The organism is Steroidobacter sp., from assembly GCF_016790065.1.
Classification (GTDB): domain Bacteria; phylum Pseudomonadota; class Gammaproteobacteria; order Steroidobacterales; family Steroidobacteraceae; genus Steroidobacter.
Window position 1 is genome coordinate 1 of sequence record NZ_JAEUPY010000580.1, and the last position, 11,598, is coordinate 11,598.

The 11,598-nt window shown below is 60.7% G+C and carries 15 protein-coding genes; 2 read left to right on the forward strand and 13 right to left on the reverse strand.

What is annotated here, in order from left to right:
* From JNL55_RS23995 to JNL55_RS24010, 4 genes are all read right to left on the reverse strand, one after another.
* On the reverse strand, nt 1-640 hold a 640-nt coding region (locus tag JNL55_RS23995), incomplete at its 3' end, for a tetratricopeptide repeat protein (protein ID WP_293860120.1).
* A gap of 10 nt (nt 641-650) precedes the next feature.
* Complete coding sequence (locus JNL55_RS24000; protein WP_293860123.1) at nt 651-1,082, reverse strand: hypothetical protein; 432 nt, start codon at nt 1,080-1,082, stop codon at nt 651-653.
* Nucleotides 1,083-1,141: 59 nt separating this feature from the next.
* A complete protein-coding gene (locus JNL55_RS24005) occupies nt 1,142-1,711 on the reverse strand; it encodes a hypothetical protein (RefSeq protein WP_293860126.1) in 570 nt (189 codons plus the stop codon).
* Nucleotides 1,712-1,723: 12 nt separating this feature from the next.
* Entirely contained in the window at nt 1,724-2,317 is a 594-nt protein-coding gene (locus JNL55_RS24010) for an RNA polymerase sigma factor (protein ID WP_293860129.1), read from the reverse strand.
* 77 nt (nt 2,318-2,394) lie between these two features.
* Here JNL55_RS24010 and JNL55_RS24015 point away from each other — a divergent pair, with 77 nt between their 5' ends.
* Nucleotides 2,395-3,774, forward strand: coding sequence for an alpha/beta fold hydrolase (locus JNL55_RS24015; RefSeq protein ID WP_293860132.1), 1,380 nt, complete (start codon nt 2,395-2,397; stop codon nt 3,772-3,774).
* Between the two features lie 80 nt (nt 3,775-3,854).
* Complete coding sequence (locus JNL55_RS24020) at nt 3,855-4,442, forward strand: peroxiredoxin (protein WP_293860136.1); 588 nt, start codon at nt 3,855-3,857, stop codon at nt 4,440-4,442.
* A gap of 273 nt (nt 4,443-4,715) precedes the next feature.
* On the opposite strand, the gene JNL55_RS24025 is transcribed toward JNL55_RS24020, so the two are convergent.
* From JNL55_RS24025 to JNL55_RS24065, 9 genes are all read right to left on the reverse strand, one after another.
* Nucleotides 4,716-5,045, reverse strand: a complete 330-nt coding sequence (locus JNL55_RS24025; RefSeq protein ID WP_293860138.1) for a hypothetical protein — start codon at nt 5,043-5,045, stop codon at nt 4,716-4,718.
* Nucleotides 5,046-5,059: 14 nt separating this feature from the next.
* A complete protein-coding gene (locus tag JNL55_RS24030; protein WP_415923156.1) occupies nt 5,060-5,680 on the reverse strand; it encodes a helix-turn-helix domain-containing protein in 621 nt (206 codons plus the stop codon).
* A gap of 3 nt (nt 5,681-5,683) precedes the next feature.
* Nucleotides 5,684-5,866 carry a hypothetical protein gene (locus tag JNL55_RS24035; RefSeq protein WP_293860144.1) on the reverse strand — a complete coding sequence of 61 codons (183 nt, stop codon included), beginning with the start codon at nt 5,864-5,866 and terminating at the stop codon, nt 5,684-5,686.
* Between the two features lie 142 nt (nt 5,867-6,008).
* Nucleotides 6,009-6,992, reverse strand: coding sequence for an isopenicillin N synthase family dioxygenase (locus tag JNL55_RS24040; RefSeq protein WP_293860147.1), 984 nt, complete (start codon nt 6,990-6,992; stop codon nt 6,009-6,011).
* A gap of 1 nt (nt 6,993) precedes the next feature.
* A complete protein-coding gene (locus JNL55_RS24045; RefSeq protein WP_293860150.1) occupies nt 6,994-7,209 on the reverse strand; it encodes a pyridoxal-phosphate dependent enzyme in 216 nt (71 codons plus the stop codon).
* Complete coding sequence (locus JNL55_RS24050; RefSeq protein ID WP_293860152.1) at nt 7,206-7,850, reverse strand: peroxiredoxin; 645 nt, start codon at nt 7,848-7,850, stop codon at nt 7,206-7,208. The genes JNL55_RS24045 and JNL55_RS24050 overlap by 4 nt, the downstream gene beginning before the upstream one ends.
* Nucleotides 7,851-7,973: 123 nt before the next feature.
* Nucleotides 7,974-10,502: a TonB-dependent receptor gene (locus JNL55_RS24055; RefSeq protein ID WP_293860154.1), complete on the reverse strand. Its 2,529-nt coding sequence runs from the start codon at nt 10,500-10,502 to the stop codon at nt 7,974-7,976.
* 81 nt (nt 10,503-10,583) lie between these two features.
* The gene (locus tag JNL55_RS24060; protein WP_293860157.1) at nt 10,584-11,216 is read right to left on the reverse strand and encodes a response regulator transcription factor; all 633 of its coding nucleotides are present in this window, start codon (nt 11,214-11,216) and stop codon (nt 10,584-10,586) included.
* Nucleotides 11,213-11,598, reverse strand: a 386-nt coding sequence (locus JNL55_RS24065; protein ID WP_293860160.1) for a sensor histidine kinase, incomplete at its 5' end; no start/stop codon positions are given. The genes JNL55_RS24065 and JNL55_RS24060, both read right to left, overlap by 4 nt.

The window sequence follows — 11,598 nt, forward strand, 5'->3', positions numbered from 1 at the left end:
GCTCTTGATAGTTCACCGCGGTGAGGCCGGCGTCGATTCGCCAGGCGCTGGCCAGCGGCACGCTGAATGCGAGTTGGGCTTCGGCGAAGTTGTCTTCGGCGTCGCTGATGCCGAGCACTTCGGAGTTCGAGACCAACGCCACGTTGTCGTCGTGACCGATGCCGAGAGCCGCGTAGCCAATCCACTTTCGTTCCGGAGGCGGCGCTAGCGGGTGCAGTTCGGCGAGTCGCGCAGAAGCTAGTTGGCGGAGTTGTTCGTCCTCCGTGGCTGGTGCGACTCGGGCGAACCAAGCGGTGGCGGCTGTGTCGTCGTTGCGTTGGAGTTCGACCAATCCCAAGTTGTAGTACGCGAGCCCGGCCATCGTTGGCGTGCGTGCGACGATTTCGAATGCTTGGTGCGCCCGGTCGTAACGACCGAGCCGATAGGCGCTGACACCGATGTTGAAATGAACCGCGGGGCCGGTCATACCGCCGGCGAGCGCGGCTTCGAAATCATTCAACGCACTCGAGTAGTCGCCTGCTTGGAACGCGGTGCTGCCGGCGCGAAATTGTTCGGCGGCATCGGCATTCTGAGCCTGCACTGAGCTGTGCAGGAACGCGAACAGAGTCAGGGTGAGGAGCGCGGCATAGCGCAGCCGCAAGCCGAATCGCTCAGGGGCGAGGCGGGCGGCTCGGAGGATTCTGCGGAGGCGGGTTGTTCTTGTCGTCGTTACGACGCCGTTCTTCGGCAGCAGCACGTCGCGCTTGCTCGCGCTGTTCGGATGCTTCCTTGGAACGGTCGTTGGCTGCCTGGCCGATGTCTCGACCCAGCTCCTTGGCTTCGCGACCACGGTCTCGGCGCGGCTTGTCGCCGTCCTTCGGTGGTGGCTGAGTCGGGGGCGCGGCGGACGGGTCGACAGCCTTGCGCTCGGGCAGCGGAATTCGGCGAACGACTTCGTCGGGCAGCTTGGCATCAGGGTCCACGATGATCTGCATGGTCACGTCGAGATCGTCGCGTTTTGGCCCAGGCTGCGACGCCGGCCGCTGTTGCGCCCATGCGCTGTGCGCCAGCAAGGTCAGGACCATGAACGTTGCGTACTTCACTCGTCCCTGAATGATCGTCGCCCGTCGCAGGCGTGGCAAGCGGTGAGGTGTGACCGGCATCATGATCGTGAGGGTTCGCCGTCACGAACCTTGAGGTTGACGGTGACGCGCCGGGTGCGTCCCTCGTGTTCCACGACCGCTACCAGTTGACCGGCCCCGGTAGCACGGGCCACTACCGGCAGCGATAGCACGTTGCGACCTTGGTCCAGATGCGCCTGCCAATCGATTTCGCGTTCGTCGTCGAAGCCGTCCAGGGTCACGCTGCCGCTGGCGATGATACGGATGGTGGCATCTTCCAAGGTTCGTTCGGAATCGATCAGCACGTCGATGTCACGCATTTCGTTGAGTGCGAGCGTGATGCTCGGCGCAGCGAGATCCACCGGTCGGAACAAGATGACCAGGGTCAGTGCGACGGCGACAGCAGCGCCGAACGCTGCGCCCACCCAGGTTTCCCAGCGACCGAATAGATGAGCAAGCTGGCCGCGGGCCACTGGGCTTTGGCCTGTGGCCTTGGCGAGCGCACGTTCCACAAAGTCAGGACGTGGCTCCGGTGCGGGCAGGCGTCGTAGCGCCCGGCGCAGAATGTCGGAGTCTTTATCCACGGTAATGGCCCGATCGTCGGCTCGCATTATCCACACGCTTCATACACGATCCGGCGGCGGATTTCGTTCCGTTTTCAGCAATTCCCGGAGTTTGGCGCGGGCCCGGTGCAAGCGCGATTTCAAGGTGCCCACCGGTAAGTCCATGATCTGAGCCAGCTCCGGCAGGCTGTAGTCCTCGATGTCATGCATCGACAATACCACGCGCTGTTGCTCGTTCAGGGTCTCCCAGGCGGCCACCACTCGGTCCTGAGTGAGCTCCTGTTCGACGATGTCGGCCGGGCCGAAGCTGGGATCGATCAGCTCCTGGCTGTCTTCCTCGGCGCCGTCTTCCGACAGCTCGTTGCCGAATTGCACCGGCGAGCGGCGTTCGCGGCGCACCTGGTCGACGAAGATTCGATACATCACGCGCAGTGCCCAAGGCCGAATGCGATCCAGTTCACGCAATTCATCGAGCTTGGGAAATAGACGGACCAACAGCTCCTGCACCAGATCCTCGGCCCGATCCACGGCCCCGGTCCATCGATAAGCGGAGCGATACAGCACGGGCACGTGATCCCGCAGCAGATGATCGAACTCGGCTGCCGCGTTGGCATGCGACGGACGGGCGCGCTTCTGCGAAACCATGAGTTCCATTAAGCCTCACACGAAGCATCCTGTCGAATGGTTCCCTGCTGTGTTCAGATAGCGGGGCGGTTGCTCAAGGACAGCTTATGGATGTGCTAAGTGTGCTGGTCATGGTGGCGGCGAATGTGTTGGCTCCCTGCCAGCTGCCGGGCATTGCCGAAGCTGCGCAGTGCGCAGTGGTCGATGTGCCGGAGAATCCGGCCAAGCCTGACGGGCGTCGCTTGGGAATCAGCGTCGGGGTGTTGCCGGCGCACGGCCAGGCACTGCCCGATCCCATTCTTATATTAATGGGTGGCCCGGGCGAGGAGGCGATTGGCGCGGCTGCCGACTTCGCGAAGCTACTGGCACCCTTGCGGCGTGATCGCGATCTGTTGTTCATCGATCAACGCGGCACGGGCAAGTCGCATCGGCTCGGCTGCGATATTTACGCGGGGCAGAGCGCACAGGCCATTTTTCGTGATGTTTTTCCACAGGCAACGATTGAGAAATGCGCCATCGAGTTGAGCCGAGGCGCCGACCTCACTCAATACAGCTACGCGCATTTCGCTCGCGATCTCGAGCACATCCGTCGGCTGCTCGGTTATGCGCCGATGAATTTGTTCGCGGGCTCGTACGGTACTCGCGCCGCTCAGGTGTTCATCAAGACTCATCCGGATAGCGTGCGCACTGTATTCATGTGGAGCATCGTCCCCATCGACGTGGCCATTCCGCTGCCGATGAGTAAGGCGGCACAGTCGGCGATGGATAAAGTGCTGGCAGCTTGCGAGACGCAGCCAGAGTGTCGAACGGCGTTCCCGAACGTGCGTGACGAACTGGTCCAGGTGATGCAAAGGTTGGATGCTGGGAAAGTTGTCGTCAGCATCCCCGGGCAGGTGGAGCAGGTGACATTGAATCGCGGGCGCATCGCCGAGCGGCTGCGGTCGATGATGTATCGAGCCGATGGGGCAGATGCGATTCCATACGCCATTCATCGGGCGTATCTCGGCGACTATCGCTCGATCACCAATGACCTTTTAGAGAATGCGCGTTCGATTTCGTCGGCCCTCAGTTTTGGATTGTTTTTTTCCATTGGCTGTAACGAAGACATTCCCTTCATCGTTGAGTCGGAAATCGCAGCGGCCACGGCGGGTACCTACATCGGCGACTACCGAGTGCGACAACAACAGGCGGCTTGTGCCAAGTGGCCCAAGGCTTCGCTACCGGCTGGCTACCGAGATCCGGTGCATTCGTCGGTGCCGGCGTTGTTCGTCTCTGGCGATACCGATCCGGCCAGCCCGTTATGGTTCACCGAGCATGCCAGCAAAGGTTTTACGAATCGCGCCGAGGTCGTGCTCAACGCTCGTGGCCACACCGAATGGCGAGATTGTGTGGCCGATATCTATCGACGATTCGTCAGCGCCGGCTCGGTCACGAACCTGGTTACCTCGACCTGCAAGTCGGAACCGCGGCGGCCCTTCAAGACTTGAGCACGTCAGTTCACGAGGCGATACGATGCGCGCTGCGATTCGTATCAATGAGTTTTTGGGCAGCATTTGTTGGAGTCGTCATGAACCACAGCTCGAAAGGTTTGTTGTTGACCGGTCTGTTAGCGCTCGGTGCGGCGTTGCCGGCGGCGGCAGCATTGCAAGCAGGAGCGGCGGCCCCTGATTTCGTTGCCCAAGCGTCGCTGGCCGGTAAGCCGTTCAAGTTCTCGCTCAAGGACGCGCTCAAGAAGGGACCGGTGGTGGTGTACTTCTATCCGTCGGCGTACACCGGCGGCTGTAACGTTCAAGCGCACACCTTCGCCGTCAACAGCGACAAGTTCGCTGCCGCCGGCGCGACCATCATTGGCGTCTCGCTCGACAGCATCGAGCGCCTCAACGATTTCTCTGCCGATCCCGAGTACTGCGCCGGAAAATTCGCCACCGCTTCGGATGCCGACGGCAAGATCTCGCGCTCCTACGATCTGCAGGTTCGGGAAGCGGGCTCAGGCAAGAAGGACACGCGCGGCAAGGACATCGACCACGGCTTCGCCGAGCGCACCACCTTCGTCGTGACCCCGGACGGCAAGATCGCCGCCACCGTGGGCGGTCTGAATCCGGCGGAAAACGTCACTAAGTCCTTGGAAATCGTGCAGAAGCTCAAGGGCGGCTGACCGCAAGGAGCCGTCCGTGCTAGCGGCGGTCCATCCGCTATGTTGGAGAAAATGCAGGCAAATCATTGAGTTGCCTGCTTTAGAACTAAAAGCTATGATGCTCTGAAGTTTCGGTTATATAACCGACTTGCAACCACTTCGAGGAGAGATCATGAGCGCAGCGATGTCCATGCCGATGATGAGCAACATGGCCATGCCGATGAACGGCATGCCGACCATGCCCATGGCGATGATGATGCCGATGAACTGCCGTATGAGCTGTGAAATGACTGCTCAGGGCATGATGTGCATGATGATGCCGGGCGAAGGCATGACCATGGACATGATGAAAGACATGTGCACCATGATGACGTCCATGATGGCCAGCGGCATGGCTTGCACCATGACCTGTGCCGGCATGCCCATGATGAGCTGTTGTGGCATGGCCATGATGCCCAGCATGAAGTGCGAAATGACTGCCAAGGGCATGAGCTGCATGATGATGCCGATGGGCATGATGAGCATGGACATGCTCAAGATGTGCTGCGACATGATGACCAAGATGATGAACTGCGGCATGCCGATGACCATGATGTGCGGCAATATGCCGATGATGGTCTGCACGCGCTGATCGAGCTTTAGTAGCTGATGCTCTCCGGATAGGTCATCACTAAGTACGCGATGACCTCGGACGCGCCCCCGTTACGATAGCTGTGGGGCGCGTCGGCGGAAAAATACACCGCATCTCCTTCCGCCAGTCGGTGCACCTCGGCGCCGACACTGATCTCCAACTCTCCATGGGCTACCACCAGGTTTTCGCTGGTGCCGGCGGCGTGCGCGTCGCTGGTTTCATGGCAGCCGGGCGCCAGGCGCAGCTCGTAGAACTCCACTTTGCGACTGCCGGCGAAGGGGAATAACGCTCGCGATACGAAGGTGCCGTCGGCCGAGCGCAGCAGCTTGGCATCTGCGGCTGGCAGGAAAGTAATGTTCGATTCGCTGCGGTCGTTGACGAAAGCAGCAATGGGCAAGGTGAACGCATCGGCGATGCGTGCCAGCACGGTGACGGTTGGAACGCTTTGGCCAAGCTCGATCTGACCGAGCATGGCGCGGCTCACGCCTGCGGCGCGAGCCAACTTTTCCAGCGACAGATTGTTTTGCGATCGGAGTCGGCGCAGGTTGGTGCCGATGACGCGGGCGAAATGCTTGTCGTCGTTGCTCTTATCGGCATCGGCCGGAGGCAGGGAACTCAAGTCGGCCACAAATCACATCGACTCCGGTCCGCGAGCAGTCCGTAGCGTGCGAATCGTGCTAGGCGCATTCGGCGTGGAAGGAATGAAGCCCACGTTCGGATACCACATCACATACGGACGCGGCCGGCGCTGGCTGGCCTGGCGCGCGAAGCGATAAGGCGCGAGGGCGATCACGTTGGAGCGTTCGGTGGACATGATGGATTCGTTGCCGTTCACAGTGAGGACGAGCGTAGGCCATGCTCCTCATGCACAGAAGGAATGAATCCGAATGTCGCTATAACGGCTTACGATGTAACCGCCGTATAACGTCGGAAGGGCGGCTAACTTGCGGTTCCGCTTAGGGTTTTAAGGCGGCATCCCGGAGTGCCGGGAACACCCGGCCAACCTTGCTGAGCAGGTACTCGCCATAGCTGGGAGCGGCGGCGTGGGGATCGAGGTCGTCCCAGCGCACCTGAGTGTGAGGTGCGTCACTCTCGGGCCCGACGCCTGCAATGGGCGTGAGTCTGGCGTCGAAAGCGGGATCGAAGAACAGCGCCATGGACAGCCGGTCATGTTGAGCCGAGCTGCGCACTCGATGCAGCGCTGACAAGTAACGGCCATGCGTCAGGCGTTCGAGCATGTCGCCGACGTTACAAACAAACGAGTTCGGCACAGCGGGCACTTCCAGCCAGCCCTCGCCGTGCCTGACCTGTAAGCCACCGACGTCATCCTGCTTCAATAAGGTGATGAAGCCATAGTCGGTGTGCTCGCCCACGCCCCAGCCGTCGGCTGGATCTAGGACGCGGGGATAATTGAAGATACGAAACAGAATGGTGGGATCGCCCGTGTAGTGCTCTCGAAAGAAATTTTCGTCCAGCCCCAGTCCCAGCGCGAGCAACGACATCAACTGTTGGCCGAGGCGAGTCTGTTGTTCCATGTACTCGAGCACGGCTGCGCGCAGATCGGGCGTGGCGGGGAAGAGATTGCGTCCATGCAGTGGTGTGCCAGCACGCACCCGTGGGTCGGATTCATCTAACTCGATGCCGAAGTAGATGCCCTCCTTGCCATCGGGTCGGCCGGACGTCAGTTCCTCGCCGAGCTGGAAATAGCCGCGCCAGGCGCGACCACCTTTGGACATGTGGATGGCGCGCTTGTGTTCCACTGGCCCAGCAAAGAAATGGCGCGCTGTAGACATCAGCACCTGCACGCTCTCGATCGGCACATCGTGGCCAACGAGATAGAAGAATCCAAAGCGCCGACACGCCGCGTCGAGTTGCTCGGCAAGCCGTTGTTTAGCAGCGGGCCCTTCGCGCAGCAACGCCAGGTCGATGATGGGCAACATCTCAGCGATACTTCAGGCCAGTGCCGGTGTTAAACACGACCACTCGGTCCGAGTCCTTGATGAATCCGTTCGAGCGCAATGTTTGTAATGCCGACCAAGCGGCGCCGCCTTCGGGGCACACATCGATGCCGGAGCGGCTGGCGAGCTGTCGAGTGGCGACATCGGCTTCCTCGTCAGTGACCGCGACCGCAATGCCGTCATGCACTCTCCGGTTCATGCCACGGCCTCCCGCGGATCGGGCGTCAGCCGCAAATATGAGGTCAGCGAACGCCAGCCCTTGGCGAAGACCCGACGGGCCTCTTCGTCGGACACCGCCGGCGGGATGATGACATCGTCGCCGACGCGCCAGTGGGCGGGAGTAATCACGTGATGTTCGTCGGTGAGCTGCAGCGAGTCGATGGCGCGCAACACTTCTTCGAAATTGCGACCGCAACTCTGCGGATAAGTCAGCATCAAACGCAGCTGCTGTTTGGGATCGATCACGAACAGGCTGCGCACCGTGAATGACTCATCGTGATTCGGATGCAGCATACCGTACAAGCCGGCGACAGTGCGATCCAGGTCGGCAATGAGCGGGAAGTCGATGAACGTGCCCTGGGTTTCGCGCACATCCTGAAGCCACTGGTAGTGAGACTGAACTGTGTCGAGCGACGTGCCGATGAGCTTGACGTCGCGGCGTTGAAATTCCGCTTGTAGTTGCGCCAGCTGACCCAACTCGGTGGTGCAAACGGGTGTGAAATCGCGGGGATGAGAGAACAAAACGGCCCAGCTGTCGCCGAGCCAGGCGTGGAATTGGATGGGACCGTGAGTGGTCAGCGCGTTGAAATCCGGGGCCGTGTCGCCGAGCCGTAGAGTCACTGCATGCTCCAAAGAATCGATTGACCATTCATTGGAGCATGCGCACCGGGCTCAAGTCGGTAGGCAGCGGGTCACGTCGCGGTTAGATGTTTGTTGGTGCGGGCAATCGACCGACAGCGTTGCTCATCGTCCGCTGTAACGGAAAGTCAGTCCGTACTGTCTGGGCCGCGAGGTCGACATGAGGTAGCCGTACGGCGGGCCGATGTCGATCATGTCCAATGCGGGGCGTTCATCGAGCACGTTGTCGACCGAGAGCACTACTGACAAGCGTTCGGTCAACTCCATGCCGAAGCGGAAGTTCACCAGCTCATACGAGGGTTGAATCACCGGCAAGCCTTCATACGAGTAGAAGTCCGAGCGAGACTCGTCGACGTATTGAGCGTCGGCACGCACGTGGGCCGAGCGGCCGTTCATGATGTCGAAGCGATACTGCACACCGATCGACGCGGTGGTCTTGGGTACGATGGGGAAGGGATCGCCTTTGACCACGCCGGCTTCGTCGCTGGACTCGGTGTACTTCGCATCCGTGTAACCGACGGTGGCCGTAAGGTCGAGACCAGTCATCGGCGTGGCGGCGAACTCGATTTCGCCACCGCGGCTTTCGGCCGCGCCGATGTTGCCGATGAAGCTGAAGCCGCAGTTCAGCATCTGCACGGTCTTCTGCACGTCCTTCCAATCGATGAAGTACGCCGAAGTGTTCAGGCGCACGCGACGCTCGGCGAGCTCGGCTTTCCAGCCAAACTCGTAGCTGGTCAGTTCGTCGGCGTCGAAGTCGGTTGGTGCACGGGTCAGGCCCAGTCGTGCCAAGCCGTCCACGCAAGCCAGATCATCCAACGGTACGATGTTGTTCGCGCCGCCGGGGCGGAAGCCCTTGGCGCCGGACAGATACACCATGTGATCGTCGTTGACGTGATAGTCGACTTGCAGCTTGGGCGACACAGCCGAGTCGGAGCCTTTGCCCGATTCGGGATGATTGTCGTAGTTGGTCAGCTGCTTTTGCTTGCCGTCGAACCAGCGTGCGCCGGCAGTGACGCGCAGCTTGTCGGTGAGACTCACGCTCACTTCGCTGAAGACCGCGACTTGCTGCTCGTCGTTGTTTTGAGTGCCGGTGAACATGCTTTCGGTATCAGGATAGATATCGCGTAGCGCGCCTATCGGGAAGTCCTGCCAGAAGTCGCGCTGTTCATCTAAGAAGAATGCGCCAATCACGCCATTCCAACGATCGCCACGATAGCTCAGACGAATTTCCTCGGAGAAGCGCTGGTGCTCGATCTCCGTGAACGCCCAGGTGGTGCGCGGCGAACCGTCCGGCAGCGGACCGTAGTAAGCCGTGTTGCCGTAGGTGAGATCTTCGGTAATCAGCGACACCGATTCGAAATAGGCCGTGGAGGAGAACAACTCGAAGCCGTTGCCGAAGTCATATTTCACGTCCACCGCGGACAAAGTGAAGTTGTTGGTCTGTTCTTCGGGAATATCGCGCGCGAGCAACTTCAGGTCGCCCATACTCTTCAGATACGTCGGAGTCCCTTGAATGGTGGTTTCCTGACGGAACACGCTCGGCGTGATGGTCAGCTGCTCATTGGGCTGAATGGTCGCGGCGAGACGCGCACCCCAGCTGCGTTCGGTGTTGATGTCCTTTTGCACGTCGACGCGACTGGTCGACGGCTGCAAACTCAGCACGTTGTCGATGTAACCGCCTTCGTCGCGATAGAACATCACGCCGCGCAGCGCGACTTTGTCGTCCACCAACGGCGCGTTGACCATGGAGTTGACGCGATAGCCGGTGTCGCCGTGAGCTGTGGCCGACGCCGTCACATCGCCTTCATAGAAATAATCGTTGAGGCGCGGTTTGTTGAGCACCACGCGGATGGTGCCGCCCATGGAGTTCGCGCCGTATAGCGTGCCTTGCGGACCACGCAGCACTTCGATGCGCTCCACGTCGAACAGTTTTGGATCCATCACTGGCACCGGCGCTTCGTCGAGATAGAACGCAGTGGTCGGCACGCTATCGAAACCAGACTCGATACCGCGAATGTTTACACGACGCCCGCCACGCAGATCGTCGCGACCGCCGGCGGGTGAGGTGATCTTGAAGCCCACGCCCGGCACGTTACGAGCGTAGTCCAGGAAATTGTCCATGCCGGCCTGTTGAATCATGGCTTGATCGAAGGCCGTGATACTGACCGGCACGTCTTGCAAACGTTCTTCGCCGCGCTTGCCGGCGGTGACGGTGACTTCTTCCAGCACCGGTGCTTGGGCGGCGTTGGCCGCCTGGGCAGCGACTGCAATCGACACGGCTGCTAGCGGACGCGGCGCTGGCGACAAAGCGGCAGTTTTCAGTACGGTCGGCACGGCCACGATGGCGATGCCACCGCCCGGCGCCTTCTTATAAGAGAGCCCCGAGCCGTGCAGCAGCCGTTGCAGGGCCAGCTCGCCGCAGCGTTCGCCTTTCAGCGGTTCGGAAATTTGGTTACGGGCCAGGTCGGCGGGCACGGTGATCGTAATGCCACACAAGGTGGCGAAGTTCATCAACGCATGGTTCAGCGGCGCCGCGTCCAGGTCGATGGTCGAATCGGCGGCCAGGCCGGTCTGAACGGTTCCGGCCAGCAGCGCCCCGTACAGCACAGTCGAGATCGAGTCGCGTAATTGCATAGCTGATATTGGTCTCTTGTTGTCTCCCTGGGGGTATGACGAAGCGGCTCGACGAAACGACACTTTCTCGGTGGCGTTTGGTCAGCGCTCGATCAGGCCCGCCCGGAGCGCAATCAGGGTCAGCTCGGCCTGATTGCCGGCGTTCAGCTTTTGCTTGATGTTGTAAAGATGGGTGCCCACGGTCGAGGTTGAGAGATTCAGCTCCGAGGCGATTTTGGGCACGGCCGCGCCGTTCGCCAAGCGCAGGAACACCTCGAACTCGCGTTCAGACAAGGCTTCCACCAGCGAGGCCGTGCCGGCGACCTCGGCCAGCGCAATTTCCTGGGCCAGTTTCGGATCGATATAACGTTGGCCGGCAGCTACGGTGCGTACGGCTTCGAGCAATGTCTCAGGCGCGGTGCGTTTGGAAAGAAAGCCGAGCGCGCCTTGTTTCAGTGCACGTCGTGCGTGCATGGCGTCGTCATGAGCGGACAAAGCAAGGGTTCTGGCGTCTTTGTCTCGGGCACGCAGCCGGCGAATGGTTTCCAAGCCGCCCATGCCCGGCATGGAAAGATCCAACACCACGACGTCCGGCGCCAATTCATCGAAACGCACACAGGCCGTTTCGCCACTATCTGCTTCGGCAATGACGCGCACGTCGCTCACCGTTTCCAGCAGCAGCCGGAAACCGGTGCGGACTACGGTGTGATCGTCCACCAGCAGCACTTTGATCATGAGCGCGCTCCGAGCGGGATGTCAGCAGTCAGTGCGACGCCGTGCGGTTGATGGTCGGCCAAGGTGAGCGCGCCACCTAACATAGTCATCCTTTCTTGCAGGCCGCGTAAGCCGAAATGTCCCGGTCGCGACCAATCTTCCGGCAGGCCGACGCCATCGTCGAGCACGCTCACGCTCACCTTGTCGTCGGAGCATACAACAGCGACATCGATGGCCGTGGGGCGCGCGTGACGGACTGCATTGATGACGGCCTCTTGGACCACGCGATAAATGGCGATGTTGATGCTGGTGCCCAATTGATCCGGCAGTTGGTGGCGCAGCGAGAAACGAATCGTTGCATGCCGGCCTTGCCATTGCTTGATGAAGTCTTCCAAGGTTTCGG

Coding starts and splice junctions, on each gene's coding strand:
- JNL55_RS24005 (WP_293860126.1), bottom strand. CDS start 1,711: ATGCGAGCCGACGATCGGGCCATTACCGTGGATAAAGACTCCGACATT.
- JNL55_RS24010 (WP_293860129.1), bottom strand. CDS start 2,317: ATGGAACTCATGGTTTCGCAGAAGCGCGCCCGTCCGTCGCATGCCAAC.
- JNL55_RS24015 (WP_293860132.1), top strand. CDS start 2,395: ATGGATGTGCTAAGTGTGCTGGTCATGGTGGCGGCGAATGTGTTGGCT.
- JNL55_RS24020 (WP_293860136.1), top strand. CDS start 3,855: ATGAACCACAGCTCGAAAGGTTTGTTGTTGACCGGTCTGTTAGCGCTC.
- JNL55_RS24035 (WP_293860144.1), bottom strand. CDS start 5,866: ATGTCCACCGAACGCTCCAACGTGATCGCCCTCGCGCCTTATCGCTTC.
- JNL55_RS24040 (WP_293860147.1), bottom strand. CDS start 6,992: ATGTTGCCCATCATCGACCTGGCGTTGCTGCGCGAAGGGCCCGCTGCT.
- JNL55_RS24045 (WP_293860150.1), bottom strand. CDS start 7,209: ATGAACCGGAGAGTGCATGACGGCATTGCGGTCGCGGTCACTGACGAG.
- JNL55_RS24055 (WP_293860154.1), bottom strand. CDS start 10,502: ATGCAATTACGCGACTCGATCTCGACTGTGCTGTACGGGGCGCTGCTG.
- JNL55_RS24060 (WP_293860157.1), bottom strand. CDS start 11,216: ATGATCAAAGTGCTGCTGGTGGACGATCACACCGTAGTCCGCACCGGT.